We start from the raw sequence: 15,781 nt of genomic DNA on the forward strand, positions 1-15,781 counted from the left end.
CAGGCGCGCAACGAAATGGGCGACCCGTGCCGTCGAAACCCGGGCCGCCCGCAACCCACCACCACACCCAAGCAGAGAGGTGGCAGGCATGACCCACACTACTTCGAACAGGCGACGCGGCGGGCCCTCCCCCGCCCCGGATCCCGCACTCGTCGAAGCCGCTGAAGCCCGGCCGGCCCGCACCGTCGTCCGCGAGGAGGCACGGACGTGAGCGTCATGAGCCACTTGCCCGAACTCGCCGAGGCTGCGGCCGAGGAGGCCGACGCCGCCGGGAACCGCGAAGCCGAACTCTTCGCGCAGGAGCGCGCGGACTTCGTGAAGCACGCCGACGCGCACTCCACGAGGGTCCTGGGCGTCGTGGCCACGGGCGCCCTCACCTGGGAGTACGACGAGTCCACCGTCGGGGGCATCGAGGCGGCGGACGCATGGCTCGGCGACCGGACCCGCCTGAGGTTCGAGTACGACCACGACACGGAACGGACGGCGTTCCGGCTGATCCGTGAGTGCGTTTGCTGCGGGAGCACGGCGCGGATCGACGTGGGATCCCTCGCCGACCTCGCCGGCCACCTCGAGGACGAATGCTGGGAAGGAGACGCGGCGTGATCTTCGGAATCGGGCGCAGCGACGAGGCCGTCGACGCCCCGGACATCCTGCACGAACGCGTGCAGGTCATCGTTCCGCAGGCGGTGCGTGTCCAGCTGAGCCGACCCGTGTCCTCGCGGAACCCCTTCCTGGGGGCGCGCCGCGAGGTCACCGCGATCGACCAGCACGGCCGCGAACTCGACGGCACGAGCATCGTTTTCGGTGGTCGGGACGAGCTGCGCAGTCAGCTGGAGCGTGCGCTTCCGCGCGGGTGGACGGACGTCGAGTACGACGTCCACGCCCGGACGCTCTCCCCGATCACCTGACGGACGCGCGGCCCCGGGCCGCGCCCTCGAACCGCCGGCGGCGGCGCGCGTGCCCCCACCCCCCCCAGGGGCACCCCGCCGCCGGCACCCCGACCACCACACCTCGCCCGCGGAGGGCATCGCATGAGCATCGACAACACATCCAATCTCGACCCGTTCCTGGCCGTCACCGTCCTGATGAACGCGGGCAGCGACGCCTCCACCGCCTTCATCACCCGCATGGAAGCCGAGGGCCAGCGTCAGATCGTCGGCTCTGACCTGCTGCCGACCGAATGCGACGACGACACGGCCCTGGAAGCCCTCGGGTTCGCGTTCGGCGCCCCCCTGTCGGACGACCCGCTGTTCCGCCCCGCGACCCTGCCCGACGGCTGGTCGTGCGCGGCCGGAACCCACGACATGTACAGCTACGTCGTCGACGAGCACTGGCGTCGGCGCGTCAGCGTCTTTTACAAGGCCGCGTTCTACGACCGCGAAGCCTCCATGTCCTTGGTGAGCGTCGCCGCCTACGTGAACCAGTGCGTCGAACAGCACGTTCAGCCGGTCACCGACGACACATGGGCCACCCCTGAAGCCCTGCACCTGGCCGCAACCACCGGCGCGGAGCAGCGCGCTCGCTGGGTGCGTACCGCCCGCCGCGACAACGAAGCCGATCTTGCCCGCGAATACGACGGGGAACTCCGGCAGTTCCGCGCGATCGCGAACCGGTTCGCGCCGTCCGATGGCGGTGTCTCGTGAGGAATCCCTTCACGGTCGGCCGGCGGCGATTCGTCGCCGCCGCCATGGCCGCAGCCGAGGCATCCGCCGACGAACGCGCCCAGGCCATCGCCGAAACGTGGATCCTCGATGCGGACCGCCGCACCCAGGAAGCCGAGAAGCGCGCGGACGACTTGCAGGCCGCACTCGACCACTCCCATGCGCGTGAACAGCGCACCGAGAAGGACGCCAAGGCGCGGATCACGGCTCTCGGGGCCCGCATGGCCCAATTGCGCGAACTGTGCCGCGATCTCGCGCGCACGAACGCCGCGCACGGTGGCGACTGCACCGCGCGCATGTACGCCCTCGAACGCCTCGCCCACGAACAGGCCGCCAGACTCGCCGAGTTGCAGCGCGCCAACGAGAACACCTACCCGCCCATCGGCATCGACGCCGAGACGTGGCGGATGGCCGTCGAGGACACCCGCACGCGGATCGTCGCAGAGGCCGCGCTCGCACGGAGCGGAGGCAAGGTCGCATGAAGCCCTTTCGCCTCCGGCAGCGCCTGGCCGCCACAGAGAAGAAGCTCCGCGACCTCGTCACCGAGCACCGCGCATGCCCGCACCGCCTGGCCGACGCCGCCACCCGAATCCGGCTCCTCGAAGCAGAGAACGCCGCCATCACCGGCGAGAACCACCGTCTCAAGCAGCACAACGCGGGACTCGACACCGCTCTGCGCGACTGTGCCCGCCGACTGGACATCGTCGAGGCCGCACACGCTGGCCTGACCCGTGACCGCAACGCCCTTGCCGCCGACCTCGACACCGGCATCGAACGCATCCGCGTCCTGGAGGGACAGGTCACCCGCCTCGTCCGACCGCGTCACCCGAGGCCCGTGGACCGGACCCTGCGGACCATCCCCGGCGAACTGGTCCTGACCACGGCGGTGGCATCGTGACCAGGCAGCCGTCCCTCCGCCAGTGCCCGATCACGGCCGAAGTCGCCCGCCGCATGCGTGCACGACGCAAAGCCATCCAGATGACGCTCGTGGACCAGGCCGCCGCCATGACCGAAGCCGGATACCCCATGTCGCACACCGGCATCTGCGACATTGAGAAGGGCTACCGGCGCGACCTCCCGATACGGCTGATCGTGGCCGCCGCCGTCGCGCTGCACACCCGCGTGGCCGACCTGCTCCCCGACCCGGGATCGTGCCCGACCTGCGAAGGCTCCCCGCCCCTCGGCTTCTCTTGCAACGCCTGTGGTAGCGGGGGTTCGCGATGAGCGAGAAACGCACACGCGGATGGATCGGTGCCGCAGCCGCACGCGCCGACGAGATCTTCGCCAACTGCCGGCGCCGCAATCGCGGCAGCGTCGGCGAGGTCGAGACGTTGCGCGACATGGTCTTCGAGATTGCCGACGAGGTCCTGCGCCTTCAGCGCGTCGTGGAGCACAAGGAACGGCAGCTCGCCGACGTCCGGCACCCGAACCGGTGCACGGCCAAGACCAGGGGAGCGGCATCGTGACCACCCTCCGACTGAGCGTCGACCTCGACGGAGTCTCCGTCCCGTTGCACGAGTGCGACTGGGTCCTGCGCCAGCCCTGCGGCTGCGTCGCGTCCATGATGCACGCGGTGACGTCCCTGATGGCGCTGACCTCCGAAGACGAGGCGTGGCACGAGTTCTACTGCGAAATTCCGCGCGCCGACAAGCGCCGCAGGGCCATCGCCGCCGCCCGCGAGCAGGGTCACACGATCGCCCTGATGACGATCGACGACGCCGTCCGGGCCTGGGAAGTCCGCTGCACCCACGGGCAGATTCCCGAACCCGCCCAGCAGGCACCGATGTTCGACCCCACCGACCCCGCCGGCATTTCCTCGGATGTGAACGCGTGAAGACCATCATTCCCACCCCCATGCGCAGCTACGGCGGCCTGCTCGTGTGCGCGGCATTGCTCGTCGGCCTCACGGCGTGCACCGACAAGGCCACCGAACCGTTCAAGGACGCACCCCGAGCGGGCACCAACAACGCCCCTGCCGAGATCATCACCAACCCCGACGGGTTCTCGAACGTGGCCGGCAAATGCGACGGCCCCAACCGCGTCTACGTCGCCTACCACGGCGACCACACCTACGCGGCCATCGCTGTCGTCCCCAACGACCCCCGATGCGCGGGCAACCGATGACCCACGACGAGGACGTCACCATCACGTCGACCGAAGCCGGCCACGTCGTCTGGTTCTACCGGCCGCCCGGCCTCAAACCGGGTCCATTCGCACAAGGGTTGATCACCCTCATCGACATGGCCGGTTACGAGAACCGCCGCCGACTCGCCGCGGCCTTCCCCGGATACGCCGCCGCCGTCCACCTCGCCCGCAATGACCCCAAGGGCATCGCGAAGCTGGAGCGCATCGCCTTCGGGCGCCACACGGGGGAGTTCTCGAACGCCGACGGCGGGCCCACGGGTCTCGACGAGTTCCTGGACACGGCCGCGCGCTTCGTCGACGACGAGATCGAGCGACTGCGCACCCGGGATCGGACCACCATCCAGGATCGCATCGCGCAGGCCCGAACCAATTACAACCAGGCGCGCACCGGGCTCCTGGGTTCCGCCGGGAGGGATGCATGACCGATCCGTTCTGGTCGCGCCACACCGATCACGGTCGCTACTACCTGGACCCGGCGAGCGGTGAACTCCTGCCGTCCGTCACCAACGTCATCGGGACCTGTGTCGCCAAGGAACGGCTCGTCCCCTGGGCGGCGCGGATCACCGCCGAATGGGCCGCCGACCACCCGGACGAGATCCGGGAACACGTCGGCGCCGACCGCGCCGCCCTCATCCGCGCCATGACCGGCGCCCACGTCGCCATCACCGACCACGCCATGGACCTCGGCACCCGCGTCCACGCCGGCGCCGAAGCCAAAGTCCTCGGCGCACCCCTCCCCGACGACCCCGAAGCCGCCCCCTACCTGCGCCAACTCGACAAGTGGTTCGCCGCCTGGCGCGTCAACCCCGACCGCGACATCGAGGCCGCCGAACTCACCGTCATCAACCGCACCGTCGGCTACGCCGGCACCGGCGACCTCCTCGTATGGCTGCGCACCGGCCGCCTTCGCCGACGCCAACTCTGGCTCATCGACTACAAATCGTCCGCAACCCGACCGGCGAGCAGCGTCTACCCCGAGTACGACCTCCAGCTCGGGGCGCTTCGCAACGGCGAGACCGTCCTGCTGCCCGACGGCACCGAACTTCCCATGCCGCGCGTGCAGCGCGCCGGGATTCTCAACCTCCGCGTCCGCAGCCACGCCTTCGTCCCCATGCCCGCCGACGACGCCACCTGGAACGCGTTCCGCAACCTCGTCCCCGTCGCCCGCTGGCTCCACGACGCACCCACCACCCACCCCGCGCTCAAACCCCCGCCCTGGGCGGACGAGCCCACCACCGGAGAGGCGGCCTGACACATGAGCGCACGCATCAAAACCATCCAGGCGCAGCAGGCCGAACTCGGCCGCCTCCGCACCGGAACCAGCGTCCCCACCGGCAAGGGCGACAAGCGCCGCGCGGAGCGCTCGTCGACGTGGATCCTCACCTCCGACAGCGAGACCTACATTCGCGCCGCAGCAGCCAAGTGGGGTGGGACTCCCGAGCCGTGGCAACCCCAACGCTCCAAGATCACCCAGTGGCGCGTCGTCACCGACGCCGCATCCCTGGACGCGCTCCTGCCGTCCGGCGACCCGCTGTCCGCCTACAACGAACTGTGGGACCGCGGCGGCATCCAACGCCGCTGCGACGGCGAGACCGAACTGACCCGGCGTCAACCCTGCCTTTGCCTGCGCCAGTTCGGCCCCGAGTGGCACAAGGCACCCTCCGGGCAGGTCTGCAAGCCCACATCCCGGCTGCGCCTGTACCTCCCCGACATGCCCGACTTCGGCATCTGGCGCGCCGAATCCCACAGTTTCTACGCGGCGGCCGAACTCGCCGGACAGGTCGACGCCGTCCGCGAGGGCACCGGCGGACAGGGCACCGTTCCCGTGCGCCTCATCATCCAGGAGCGCCAGGTCGTCCGCGAAGGACTCACCAAACGCTTCCCCGTCGTGCGCGTGATCCCCAGCCTCCCGCGCCTGCGACACGCCCTCAACGGCCCCCTCACCGCGCAGGCCGCACTGGACCCCGCCTCGCTCGACCGCACCGCGATCGAAGCCGCACGCGAACGCCCCGACTACGAAGCCGATGCTGCCGCTGCGCTCGCCATCGACGACGTCCACAACGTCTGGTACGAGGCCCTCGAAGCCGGCGACCTCACCGAAGAACTCAAAGCCGTCCTGATCAACCGCGCCGCCGAGATCAACGCCGAGGCAAAGAAGGCCGACCAGGACGACGACGAGCCGATCGACGCCGAACTCGTCGACGACGAACAACCGCCTCACCCCGCCCCGACATGGCCGCAGGTCGCGCACATCCCCGGGGCGCCCGAACGAAGGGAAGCGCCGTGACCCAGCTGCCCATCGACGGCATGCCCCTGCCCGAACGCGCCACCGACCCCGACGAACAAACCGCCTGGTGGAACGCCGCCTACGCCGCCGTAGCCGAACGCGCCCAACTCGGCGGCACGTTCACCATCTACGACGTCGCACACGACGCCCACGTTGGTGAGCCCCACCACCCCAACATGTGGGGCGTCCTCGCCGGCGCCCTCCACCGCGACGGCGTCATCACCAACGCCGGCGCCGTCGCAGGCCGCCGACCCTCCGTCGCCAAATCCCTCGTCCACCTCTGGGTCGGCACCGGGCAGGCAGCCGCATGAACACCACAGGCATCCTCACGTTCCTCGCCGGCATCGGCACCGGCATGTTCATCGGCGCGCTCATCACCCTCGCGGCCCGCTTCGCCCTCACCCGCCGATCCCACTGCGTCGACGAAACGATCGAGGCCCGACCCGGCCCGGTCGAAGCCGCCGAAGCCATCCTCCGCAACGCCGCCCGCAGGGAGGGAGCACCGTGAGCGACTACCTCCGCATCACCTCCCACGACGGCAAGGTCCCCTACTTCAGCCGCCGCGCGGCCAAACGCGTCGCCTCCCGGCTGCGTCGCCTCAACATCGACCGCCGCCTCCAGCCGTACCGGTGCCGGTTCTGCACCTGCTGGCACCTCGGCCACCCGCCCGGCCTGGCCACCCATGTCCGGAACCGACCCCGCCCCGCCAACGAGCACCACGGAGCTGCCGCGTGAACCCGCCCCGCGTCGTCGGCCTCGACCTGTCGCTCACCGGGACGGGCGTGGCCCGCTACGACGGCACCACCACATGCGTCAAGAGCCCGACCCTGCAAGGCGATGCGCGTCTGGTCGCCATCGCCCGGGCCGTCGAAGACGCCATCCGCTGCGTCGACCCCAACACCGGCGCCGTCCCACCCCTCACCCACGGCAACCCCACCGCCGACCTCACGGTCGTCGAAGACCTGCCCCGCAACGCCCGCGGCGCAGGGGCGACCGGCATGGCCCAGGGAGCCGCCCGCGTCGCCCTAGTTCGGCTGCGCGCCCCCTACGCCCTCGTGCCACCGGCCGCACTGAAGAAGTACGCCACGGGCAACGGCAACGCCGACAAGGCCGACATGCGCATGGCCCTGTATCAGCGCACCGGCATCGACCTGCGCGACAACAACGAAGTCGACGCCTGGTGGCTGCGCCACATGGGCCTGGACCACCTCGACCACCCCGACGTCAAACTCCCGGCCGCGCAACGCGCCATGCTCGACAAGATCACCTGGCCCAAGGCGGCAACCCCATGAGCACCGCCACCCTCACACGCTCACAACCCACACCGGTCATGGACCAGGGGCGTCGATGCAGCAAGTGCGACGAGGTCAAGCCGCTCCGGCACTTCGCTCGTCTCAATGCCGGCTACGAACGTCGACGCCGCGACTGCAACACCTGCCGCAACAAAGGCGCGAACGAACGACGCGCCGCCAAGACGGCGCAATCCCTCGCCCGATCCAACGCCCGCATCCGGGAAGTCCTCGAGCGCTTCCCCCGCAACACCGACGCAGCCCGAGAACTCGGAGTCCACTGGGAGACCGCCCGCCTCTGGCGGCAGAAACTGAAGCGGGATCCCGACGTCGTTCTGAAGCCTCAGAGGGCCACACTCCGACCCGAGGAAGCCCACGAACCCGATCCGGAACCGATCACCCCTGAACCCGAACGCCCGCCCAAGCCCCGGCAACCGCCCGCCCCGCCCCTCGCATGGCGAGAGAGCGCTGCCTGCCGCGGCCACAGCCCCGACCTGTGGTACGGCGGCCCCGACCGCCCCGAAACCAACCTCCCGGGATCCGCCCGCCGGGACTACGCAGCCAACATCTCCGAGGCCAAGAGGGTCTGCGGAACCTGCCCGGTCCGGGACCCGTGCCTCGCCCACGCCCTCGCACACCACGAACAAGGCGTCTGGGGCGGCCTCACCGAAGACGAACGCAAAGAACTCCAATGACCGACTGGCGCCACCACGCCCGCTGCCGCAACACCGACGTCCACCCCGAACTCTTCTTCCCCGACGGCGAAACCAGCCCGCACCACCTGGCCCAGATCGCCCGAGCCAAAGCCATATGTGCCCGATGCCCCGTCCAACTCGCGTGCGGTAACTGGGCACTTGCCCGACCCGGATGCGAAGCCGGCATCTGGGGTGGCCTCACCGAGAACGAACGCCGCCGCATGAAGCGGCGCGGCTCCAAGCGCCGCGCCGCAGCCTGACCAACCCATCACAAGACGAAGGGCCCGCCGCAACCGCGACGAGCCCCACGACAAGCGACGCCCGAACCGCGTCGCCACCGATCCAGAAAGAGCCGATCACAGTGACGCTCACGCCACCGGCACTCACGCTACAGGGCATCATCTCGAGCACGTTCCACGCCGGGAACATGCTCGTCACGCCCCAACTCGCCAAGACCGTCCTCGACAAGCACAACCCGCGCAACCGCAACCTCCGCGAACGAACCGTCGCCGACTACGCCCGCGACATGCTCGCGGGCCACTGGGGCCTCAACGGCGAAGCCATCAAGTTCGCCACCGACGGCTCCCTCCTCGACGGGCAACACCGACTGGCCGCCGTCGTCACCTCCGGCACAGCCGTCCCCATGCTCGTCGTCACCGGCCTGCCCGCAGAGACGCAGGAAACCATGGACACCGGCAAACGCCGCACCATGGCCGACGTCCTCACACTCCGCGGCGAAGTCGGCACCCACGCCCTCGCGGCCATCGTCAAGCGCGTGTGGATGTGGGAAGCCGGCAACCACAAATTCACGGGCACCAGCAAACCCACCGTCGCCGAGTGCTCCCAACTCCTCGCCGACAGGCCCCAACTCCGGCGCTCCGCCGAGATCAGCGCACGCGTGGCGCGCTCCTTCCGCTACCTGCCCCCCGCCACCGTCGGCCTCGCCCACCACCTCTTCTCCGCCATCTCACCCGAGGAAAGCCCCGAATTCTTCGCCCGCCTCGGCGACGGCGCCGAACTCCCCATCCACCACCCCATCCTCACCCTCCGCAACCGCGCCATGAGGGACGCCGCCGGCGGCTTCCGCATCCCCGAACCCCGCTCCACCGCCTACCTCATCCGCACCTGGAACGCCGTCCGCGAAGACCGCACCATGTCCCGCCTCGTCCACGCCGCCGACGACCCCATGCCCATGCCCAGGTAACCCCCACATCCCCCGGAACAGCCGATGACCGACCCCGCAACCCTCGTCATGAACGCCCTCGAACACGCCTACAACCGGGACATCGACCGCACTCTCGCGACCCTCCAGGCCATCGTCGACGAACACGGCGACGCCGCACTCATCGGCGCACCCGCGGCCTTCGCCGTGGTCGCCGTCCACGCCCTCAAGCGTCTCCGCCCCCTGCGACCCGGCGAGATGTGGGGGATCCACTCCCTCGTCCCCGACATCGAAACCGCCAACCCCGCAGACCTGTTCGCGGCCCGCTACATCGTTGCCACCGCCAACGGCCTGACCGACAACGCACTCGCACTCCTGCGCGCCGAAACCGAACACCCCGACAACGACCGCTTCCCCCAAGCCGTCCTCGCCACCCTCGGCCTCGCCGTATCCCTGATGCGCGCCCTCCCGGAAGGCCCTCGATGAACACCACGGAACCCACCCACCTCCAGCTCGAACGAGGAGCCGTAGCCGATTCCCTCGAAACCATCTCCGACACCCTCGCCGCAGCCGGCCACCACCGCGAAGCCGACGAACTCCACGCCCTCGCCGACGACCTCCGCGTTCACCACGGCGGCGCCTGGGAAGCCGTCTTCGAACACGACGACGGCCGCTACCTCCACCTCGGCTACGGGCCCAACGAACCCACCGTCCAGGCCCGCGCCGCTGCCTGGGCCCTGACCTTCGGCGGAAGCCTCGACTGGCACGACCCCTGGCCCGACGGCACCCGCCAGGCCGACTTCATCGCCCCCGGCCAGGACCCCGGCACCGGCATCGAAGTCCGCCCCGCCGACCGCCACGACCGCCAACAGCGCTTCAACGAACACCAACGCGCACTCCTCATTCGGCTGCGAAAGGAACGCGACGAAGCACTCGGGCGCCTCGCGCGCATCGGCGGCGGCCACAGCAAACACGTCACAGAACACGGCATGACCTCCGGCGACTGCACCGAGTGCGGCCAGCCCTGGCCGTGCCCCACCTACACCTGGGCCACCACCCAGCGCGACGTCCTCGAATGCTGGGACCCCTTCGACGACGAACCGGATGAGCCCCCGGCACCTGAGCCGGAGCCCGACGAGTACGCCGTTACCATCCGACGCATCGACGGCGACTGGGTCGGCTCCATCGACACTCTCGGACTCGCCGTCCAAGTCGGACGCCACGACGAAGTCGACCAAGCCCTGCGCGACGCCCTTGCCCAAGAGGGCCGCAACGCCGGCGCGGCCTTTTCGATCACCTACAGCTGAAACCCACACCCCGGACAGGCGGCCCCCACGCATGACCGACAACAACACACGCATCGTCGCCGTCGACGGCACCGATGCCCTCGGCTTCGTCATCATCCGACCCGGCAGCAGCGGACCCGGATCCATCTCCCTCGAAGCCGGAGCCACCGGCCTCGACAAGGGCGAAGGCGCCTACATCCTGCGCCACGCAGCGGACCTGTGGGACGCCGAAGAGACCAGCGCAGGAAGGGCCACCGGGCGCGACGTCGACCCTGACGCCCGCTTCGACGCCATTGCTCGCCTCGCGGACGCCCTGAAGGACTGCCTCGTCGGCGACAGCTGGCACCTCGCCGACGCCATCAAACGCGTCGCCGACGGCACCACGACACCCACCGAGATCAACGCCGAATTCAAGGACTGACATCCATGGGCATCTTCAACAGCGCCTACTTCGCCTACGGCAGTCCCATCCCCACCACCGGAGAGGAACTGCTCGAGGAAGTCCTCCAGGCCCGCCCCGAAATCGAACCCAACCGCGTCGGCTACCTCCGCGCCGGCACATACGACCGCGACATGACCTTCCTGGTCACCGAGTGCGTCGAAGCCGACCTCGGCAAGTACGAGCGCGTCACACCCCAGGCATTCGACCGCGGCCGAACCACCGCATGGGACCAGAGCATCCGCGCCGCCGCCGCGGAGCTCGGCCACACCAACATCCCCGACCCCGGCTGGTTCGTCGTCCCCGACCAGAGCTGACCGCCCCGCACTCACCGAGAGACCCCGCCCCACATGAGCCTGACGTTCACCGACATCTTCTGCGGCGCCGGCGGCAGCAGCACCGGCCTGGTCGCCGCCGGCATGGAACTCAAACTTGCCGCGAACCACTGGGCCAAGGCCATCGAAACCCACGCGGCCAACCACCCCAATGCCGAGCACGTCTGTGCCGACATCAACAACTACGACATGCGCAGGCTCCCCACCACCGACCTCCTGTGGGGCTCGCCGATCTGCACCGAATCCACCCCCGCCGGAGGCAAGAAACGCCCACCGACACGCGGCCAACTCGCCCTACTCAAACACGGATCCGTTGCCGACGCCGCCTGGGAACGCACCCGCGCCACCGCATACGACATCATCCGCGCAACCGAGGTCCACAGGTATAAGGCCATCCTGTGCGAGAACGTCGTCGAGTTCGCCACCGACTGGGAACTCTTCACCTGGTGGCGCACCGGCATGGAACTCCTCGGCTACAACTCGCAGATCACGTCCGTCTCCTCCGCCCACATCGGCGACTCCGACAACCTGCACGCGCCGCAATGGCGTGACCGCATATACATCGTCTTCACCCGCACCGGCATCCCACTGCCCGACCTGCGCCCCACCCCGCTCGCCCACTGTGACAAGTGTGACCAGGACGTCGCCGCCGTACAGTCCTGGCGCAACGGCCGAACCATCGGCAAGTACCGGCAGCAGTACGACTACCGCTGCCCCAACACCGCGTGCCGTCACGCCTTCGTCGAGCCGTATATCCGCCCGGCCGCCGACATCATCGACTGGACGGACCCCGGCCGCAGGATCGGCGACCGGAGACGTCCCCTGGTCGAGAGCACGCTCGCGCGCATCCGAGCCGGCCTCGCCGCGTACTCGACCACCGACGACGGGCTCCTCGTTCCCTGCGGCGGCGGATGGAACGACTCACCGACCTCCACCGCCGATCCCATGCGCACTCGCATGGCCAACCCGAAGGGCTACGAGGCCCTGTTCGCCCCACCCAACATCCCACTCCAGCGCCACCCGACAACCCCACCACGCAACCACGGCCTGGTGATTCCCTACCGCAAAGCCCTCCCCAAAACCACCGCGGAGCCGATCCACACGATCAGCACCAAGGACTCGGCGGGGCTGCTGCGCGGTGGCCCGCGCCTGGAGGACTGCTACTACCGGATGGTCCAACCCCGCGAACAACTCCTCGCCCAACGCTTCCCTGCGGACTACATCGTCCGCGGCAACCAAGGCGAACAAACCATGCAGGCCGGCAACGCGGTCTCCGCCAACGTCGCCCAATGGATCGGCAAACGCGTCGCCGCAGTCCTCGCATAACCCCGACAGCCAACCCCGCCCACAACCCTCGGGACCCGGACATGACCACGCACTGGAACGACGACGACCTGTACCGCGAAGCCGCCCGCCAACACCACGAAGCCACCCGGAACCCCGACTACATGGGCGTCGGCGAGCGCATGGCCGACAAGACCATCGGCGACAGCGACACCACGTGGGGCCGTCTCGACGAAGAGGAATTCGACTTCGCGCGTACCGGCATCGACGAACTCGTCAACGACGCTGCCGACATGTCCCGATGGGCCATCGACGCCGGCGCGGACCAGCTCGAACCCCATGAACGCACCCTCGCGTACACCGCTGCGGACGGGCGCCCCCTCATCCGCATCCACTTCGCGTTCGCCCACGAGATCCCCGAAGAGAACCGGGCCGGGTGCCTGGAGGCGTTCGCCAGCCACCTTCAGATGCTCGCGAAGGTGACGCTCGGATGAGGGAGCGAGGCGCAGCGCGCGGTGCGTCAGCCCTGCGCATCGAGGGCGGCCTTGGCTTTGTCGTACCAATCGGGGGCGACGACGTAGGCGCGCCGTCGGCCGCGGACGGTGAACGCCGTGATCAAGCCGTCCTCGCGGACCTGCTCGATCAGGCGGGTCAGCAACGGGCGCGCGGCCGTCAGAGGGGCCTCTTGAACGCCGTCTGGGGCGATCTTCACCAACTCGGCAGGACTCCGCTGTGCGCTCATGACCAGAGTGTAAGACATGGCCAAGCTTGCCAAAGTGACCAAACTTTAAAGTAAGCTTTGGGAAGCCGGCTTCCCGGCTCGTTTGATGACGCGCGGCGCCGACAGACGTCTTCGCGGCCTCCGGCGCGGACTTCGATCCTCTCTCTTCTTCTTTGTGCACGGCAGAACGGATCTTCTCCATGGCACGTACTCACGCCCGCTTCTACACGACCATCTGGCGGGACCCGGATTTTCGCGCACTGCCGGGGGGCGCGCAGCGCATGTACTTCTTCCTGGCGAGTCAGGCGAATCTGACGCATGCGGGTGTGCTGCCGTTGACGTTGGGGCGGTGGGCGGCCTGCTCGGCGGACGCGACGGAGCAGGGGCTCTTGGCGGACCTGGAGTTGCTGCACGAGCGCCGGTTCGTGGTGTTGGACCGGGCGACGGAGGAGGTGATGATCCGGACGTTCGTCGTCGGCGACAAGGTGTACAAGATGCCGCGGGTGATGGGGTCGATGGTGGCCTCGGCGCAGCAGATCGAGTCGCCTGCGTTGCGCCGGACGCTGTTGGAAGAGGTCGCACGGATCCCGCTGGACGAGTTGAGTACGGAGCCGACGAAAAAGGCGCCGCACTTGTCGATTCGCGTCCAGGTGGAGGGGCTGATCGCGGAGCTTCGGGAGTCGTTCGGCGAGCCGGTTGCTTCGGCGGGTGTTGGTGGCGAGGCGCCGCCGGTGGATCCGGAGCCGCCCGGGGTGGACGCGCCAGCTTTCGAAGCGGACTTGGAGCTGCGGTACCCGATTGCGCCTTCGGTTCCGGGTGTCCCGGATTGGCTTGCGCCGTTGGCGGGTGCGATGGCGCAGGCGGGGATCGTGGTGCCGTGGAAGTTCAAGGACAACGACCTCGAGTTGCTGCACGCGGACATGGAGCGTGTGGGTTTGCGGGCGATGTGCGTGGAGGCGGCGGACGCGTTCGCGGGGGCGAGTGAGAGGCCGTTCTCCAGTCGTTGGTTCTATCCCCGTTGGCACGCCCTTCAGGTGGCGTCGGTGGCGCCTGTGATCCAGATGGGTTCTCGACGTTCCAACTCCCGTCAGGCGCAGGTGGACGACCAGTTTGAGCAGGCGCGGCGGGATGCGGAGCGGCGTCGGGCGGAGCGGTTGGCGGCGGAGTCCCGGGCTGGGGGTGGTGGTTGATGGATGAGGTGGAGGCGGTGGATCTGGTGCGGTGGGTGCAGGCGTTGTGCCCGCAGCAGCACATCGACCGGTTGACGGGCGAAGCCTGGTTCGACGTGTTGGAGCCGTTCGACTTCGAGGAGTGCAAGGCCGCGGCGACCGCGTGCGCGCGCGAAAAGCCTTTCGTGGCGCCTGCGGAGATCATCGCCGAGGTGCGGCGGGTGCGTGCGGAGCGGTTGGGGTCGTGGGTGTATGAGCCGGCCCCGGGCGAGGACGTGGAGGGGTATTTCGAGCGGCGTCGGGCGCAGGCGGCTGCGGTGGCGTCCGGGCGCAGTGTGCCGGAGATTGCGCCGGCGTCGGGCCCGCGGCTGCAACTCGTGTCCGGCGAGACGGGGCTTCGTGCGTTGCCTCGGGAAGTCGAGGCGGTGGTCGCCGCGCTGCGGCATCCGGCGCGGAGTGTGCGGTGTCCGTTGTGTGGCGCCCGGGAGGGGTTCTCGTGCCACTACTCGGATCGTCGTGTCGTGCCTACTGGGGCGCATTCGGAGCGGGTGGCGGCGTGGGCGGTGGGGCGGGTGACGTGCCCGGCCTGTTCGGCCGTGCCGGGGTCCGTGTGCCGCAAGGAGCCAGGTGAGTCGTTGCGGCAGGTGGCGCACTCCGAGCGGGTGCAGGTTGCGGAGCGGGAGGCGGCCTGATGTCGGAGAAGCCGGAGAGCTTGATCGAGTCGCTGCTCCCGTTGGCCGCGCAGTTGATCGTGCTCGTGCACGGCGACGGCGGACGCTCGGACATAGGGGAGTTCCTGGAGGGCCTTTCCGACGATGAGCGTTGGGCGTTGCTCGTGGTCTTGGCTGCGATGGTCAACCCGGACAGGTCGTTGGGCGCGGCGTTGGGGTGGGTGACGTGGGACGAGCGCGCCGACCCCGGCGCGCTGGGCCTGGCGGACACGCGGAGGATTCGCGACGTTGCACAGCTTCCCGATGAAGAACCGCCGGATGACGCCGAGTTGATCGATCCGCAGGTCCTGGAGCGGTCGCTCGGGGGCGAGTTCGCGGTGGCGACGCCCCTTGAGCAGCGCGCGGTGGTCGAGGCCGCAGCGCGCGAAGGCGTCCGGCCCCTGCTGGTGGCTCGCGGCCTGGACCTGGATCTCAAGTCCACGCAGAAGGCGATCGAGCGGGCCCGAGCGCGGCTCGCGAAGGAGGGAGGGGACTGTGCCGGACTTCGTGTTCGTGACGCAGCGAGTTGACGGCCTGTGGGAGGCCGCGTGTTGTGACGAGCGATGTGGAGACGGGTGTCACGGGCTCGTGGAGACGC

Annotated in this window: 29 protein-coding genes; 28 read left to right on the top strand and 1 reads right to left on the bottom strand. The window is 69.4% G+C overall.

Annotation, left to right across the window (positions count from 1 at the left end):
* The first annotated feature begins 207 nt into the window (after positions 1–207).
* The 25 genes from ACFXKZ_RS29610 (at position 208) to ACFXKZ_RS29730 (ending at position 13,077) form a co-directional block, all read left to right on the top strand.
* A complete protein-coding gene (locus ACFXKZ_RS29610; RefSeq protein WP_380004121.1) occupies positions 208–603 on the top strand; it encodes a hypothetical protein in 396 nt (131 codons plus the stop codon).
* Positions 600–908 (top strand): hypothetical protein, encoded by a 309-nt coding sequence (locus ACFXKZ_RS29615; RefSeq protein ID WP_380004122.1) that lies wholly within the window; start codon positions 600–602, stop codon positions 906–908. The genes ACFXKZ_RS29610 and ACFXKZ_RS29615 overlap by 4 nt, the downstream gene beginning before the upstream one ends.
* A 123-nt stretch (positions 909–1,031) precedes the next feature.
* Positions 1,032–1,643 carry a hypothetical protein gene (locus ACFXKZ_RS29620; RefSeq protein ID WP_380004123.1) on the top strand — a complete coding sequence of 204 codons (612 nt, stop codon included), beginning with the start codon at positions 1,032–1,034 and terminating at the stop codon, positions 1,641–1,643.
* Entirely contained in the window at positions 1,640–2,143 is a 504-nt protein-coding gene (locus ACFXKZ_RS29625; protein ID WP_380004124.1) for a hypothetical protein, read from the top strand. Before ACFXKZ_RS29620 ends, ACFXKZ_RS29625 begins: the two co-directional genes overlap by 4 nt.
* On the top strand, positions 2,140–2,559 hold the full coding sequence (locus ACFXKZ_RS29630; protein WP_380004125.1) for a hypothetical protein: 420 nt from the start codon (positions 2,140–2,142) through the stop codon (positions 2,557–2,559). Before ACFXKZ_RS29625 ends, ACFXKZ_RS29630 begins: the two co-directional genes overlap by 4 nt.
* The gene (locus ACFXKZ_RS29635; protein ID WP_380004126.1) at positions 2,556–2,885 is read left to right on the top strand and encodes a hypothetical protein; all 330 of its coding nucleotides are present in this window, start codon (positions 2,556–2,558) and stop codon (positions 2,883–2,885) included. Before ACFXKZ_RS29630 ends, ACFXKZ_RS29635 begins: the two co-directional genes overlap by 4 nt.
* Positions 2,882–3,127, top strand: a complete 246-nt coding sequence (locus tag ACFXKZ_RS29640) for a hypothetical protein (protein WP_380004127.1) — start codon at positions 2,882–2,884, stop codon at positions 3,125–3,127. Before ACFXKZ_RS29635 ends, ACFXKZ_RS29640 begins: the two co-directional genes overlap by 4 nt.
* Positions 3,124–3,495, top strand: coding sequence for a hypothetical protein (locus ACFXKZ_RS29645; protein ID WP_380004128.1), 372 nt, complete (start codon positions 3,124–3,126; stop codon positions 3,493–3,495). The genes ACFXKZ_RS29640 and ACFXKZ_RS29645 overlap by 4 nt, the downstream gene beginning before the upstream one ends.
* Complete coding sequence (locus tag ACFXKZ_RS29650; RefSeq protein ID WP_380004130.1) at positions 3,492–3,785, top strand: hypothetical protein; 294 nt, start codon at positions 3,492–3,494, stop codon at positions 3,783–3,785. The genes ACFXKZ_RS29645 and ACFXKZ_RS29650 overlap by 4 nt, the downstream gene beginning before the upstream one ends.
* Positions 3,767–4,228, top strand: a complete 462-nt coding sequence (locus ACFXKZ_RS29655) for a hypothetical protein (RefSeq protein ID WP_380004131.1) — start codon at positions 3,767–3,769, stop codon at positions 4,226–4,228. The genes ACFXKZ_RS29650 and ACFXKZ_RS29655 overlap by 19 nt, the downstream gene beginning before the upstream one ends.
* The gene (locus tag ACFXKZ_RS29660) at positions 4,225–5,058 is read left to right on the top strand and encodes a hypothetical protein (RefSeq protein ID WP_380004132.1); all 834 of its coding nucleotides are present in this window, start codon (positions 4,225–4,227) and stop codon (positions 5,056–5,058) included. The genes ACFXKZ_RS29655 and ACFXKZ_RS29660 overlap by 4 nt, the downstream gene beginning before the upstream one ends.
* A 3-nt stretch (positions 5,059–5,061) precedes the next feature.
* A complete protein-coding gene (locus ACFXKZ_RS29665; RefSeq protein ID WP_380004134.1) occupies positions 5,062–6,093 on the top strand; it encodes a hypothetical protein in 1,032 nt (343 codons plus the stop codon).
* Positions 6,090–6,404: a hypothetical protein gene (locus tag ACFXKZ_RS29670; protein WP_380004135.1), complete on the top strand. Its 315-nt coding sequence runs from the start codon at positions 6,090–6,092 to the stop codon at positions 6,402–6,404. The genes ACFXKZ_RS29665 and ACFXKZ_RS29670 overlap by 4 nt, the downstream gene beginning before the upstream one ends.
* Positions 6,401–6,601, top strand: a complete 201-nt coding sequence (locus tag ACFXKZ_RS29675) for a hypothetical protein (protein ID WP_380004136.1) — start codon at positions 6,401–6,403, stop codon at positions 6,599–6,601. Before ACFXKZ_RS29670 ends, ACFXKZ_RS29675 begins: the two co-directional genes overlap by 4 nt.
* Positions 6,598–6,828: a hypothetical protein gene (locus ACFXKZ_RS29680; protein ID WP_380004137.1), complete on the top strand. Its 231-nt coding sequence runs from the start codon at positions 6,598–6,600 to the stop codon at positions 6,826–6,828. Before ACFXKZ_RS29675 ends, ACFXKZ_RS29680 begins: the two co-directional genes overlap by 4 nt.
* A complete protein-coding gene (locus tag ACFXKZ_RS29685) occupies positions 6,825–7,385 on the top strand; it encodes a Holliday junction endonuclease (RefSeq protein ID WP_380004138.1) in 561 nt (186 codons plus the stop codon). The genes ACFXKZ_RS29680 and ACFXKZ_RS29685 overlap by 4 nt, the downstream gene beginning before the upstream one ends.
* A complete protein-coding gene (locus ACFXKZ_RS29690) occupies positions 7,382–8,077 on the top strand; it encodes a WhiB family transcriptional regulator (RefSeq protein ID WP_380004139.1) in 696 nt (231 codons plus the stop codon). The genes ACFXKZ_RS29685 and ACFXKZ_RS29690 overlap by 4 nt, the downstream gene beginning before the upstream one ends.
* The gene (locus tag ACFXKZ_RS29695) at positions 8,074–8,337 is read left to right on the top strand and encodes a WhiB family transcriptional regulator (RefSeq protein WP_380004140.1); all 264 of its coding nucleotides are present in this window, start codon (positions 8,074–8,076) and stop codon (positions 8,335–8,337) included. The genes ACFXKZ_RS29690 and ACFXKZ_RS29695 overlap by 4 nt, the downstream gene beginning before the upstream one ends.
* 101 nt (positions 8,338–8,438) lie before the next feature.
* Positions 8,439–9,281: a hypothetical protein gene (locus ACFXKZ_RS29700; protein WP_380004141.1), complete on the top strand. Its 843-nt coding sequence runs from the start codon at positions 8,439–8,441 to the stop codon at positions 9,279–9,281.
* Positions 9,282–9,305: 24 nt separating this feature from the next.
* A complete protein-coding gene (locus ACFXKZ_RS29705; RefSeq protein WP_380004142.1) occupies positions 9,306–9,725 on the top strand; it encodes a hypothetical protein in 420 nt (139 codons plus the stop codon).
* The gene (locus ACFXKZ_RS29710; RefSeq protein WP_380004143.1) at positions 9,722–10,546 is read left to right on the top strand and encodes a hypothetical protein; all 825 of its coding nucleotides are present in this window, start codon (positions 9,722–9,724) and stop codon (positions 10,544–10,546) included. Before ACFXKZ_RS29705 ends, ACFXKZ_RS29710 begins: the two co-directional genes overlap by 4 nt.
* 31 nt (positions 10,547–10,577) lie before the next feature.
* Positions 10,578–10,946 carry a hypothetical protein gene (locus ACFXKZ_RS29715; protein WP_380004144.1) on the top strand — a complete coding sequence of 123 codons (369 nt, stop codon included), beginning with the start codon at positions 10,578–10,580 and terminating at the stop codon, positions 10,944–10,946.
* A 5-nt stretch (positions 10,947–10,951) separates the two neighbouring features.
* The gene (locus tag ACFXKZ_RS29720) at positions 10,952–11,281 is read left to right on the top strand and encodes a hypothetical protein (RefSeq protein WP_380004145.1); all 330 of its coding nucleotides are present in this window, start codon (positions 10,952–10,954) and stop codon (positions 11,279–11,281) included.
* Positions 11,282–11,314: 33 nt separating this feature from the next.
* Positions 11,315–12,625: a DNA cytosine methyltransferase gene (locus ACFXKZ_RS29725; protein WP_380004146.1), complete on the top strand. Its 1,311-nt coding sequence runs from the start codon at positions 11,315–11,317 to the stop codon at positions 12,623–12,625.
* A 41-nt stretch (positions 12,626–12,666) separates the two neighbouring features.
* Positions 12,667–13,077: a hypothetical protein gene (locus ACFXKZ_RS29730; protein ID WP_380004147.1), complete on the top strand. Its 411-nt coding sequence runs from the start codon at positions 12,667–12,669 to the stop codon at positions 13,075–13,077.
* A 26-nt stretch (positions 13,078–13,103) separates the two neighbouring features.
* Here ACFXKZ_RS29730 and ACFXKZ_RS29735 read toward each other — a convergent pair whose 3' ends face one another.
* Complete coding sequence (locus ACFXKZ_RS29735) at positions 13,104–13,325, bottom strand: hypothetical protein (RefSeq protein ID WP_380004148.1); 222 nt, start codon at positions 13,323–13,325, stop codon at positions 13,104–13,106.
* Positions 13,326–13,504: 179 nt separating this feature from the next.
* Here ACFXKZ_RS29735 and ACFXKZ_RS29740 point away from each other — a divergent pair, with 179 nt between their 5' ends.
* From ACFXKZ_RS29740 to ACFXKZ_RS29750, 3 genes are read left to right on the top strand one after another with little or no spacing between them, the layout of a single operon-like run.
* Complete coding sequence (locus ACFXKZ_RS29740; protein ID WP_380004149.1) at positions 13,505–14,494, top strand: hypothetical protein; 990 nt, start codon at positions 13,505–13,507, stop codon at positions 14,492–14,494.
* Positions 14,494–15,165: a hypothetical protein gene (locus tag ACFXKZ_RS29745; protein WP_380004151.1), complete on the top strand. Its 672-nt coding sequence runs from the start codon at positions 14,494–14,496 to the stop codon at positions 15,163–15,165. Before ACFXKZ_RS29740 ends, ACFXKZ_RS29745 begins: the two co-directional genes overlap by 1 nt.
* A complete protein-coding gene (locus tag ACFXKZ_RS29750) occupies positions 15,165–15,713 on the top strand; it encodes a hypothetical protein (protein ID WP_380004152.1) in 549 nt (182 codons plus the stop codon). Before ACFXKZ_RS29745 ends, ACFXKZ_RS29750 begins: the two co-directional genes overlap by 1 nt.
* Positions 15,714–15,781 lie beyond the last annotated feature (68 nt).

It is taken from the genome of Embleya sp. NPDC059237 (assembly GCF_042754105.1).
Taxonomy (GTDB): Bacteria; Actinomycetota; Actinomycetes; order Streptomycetales; family Streptomycetaceae; genus Embleya.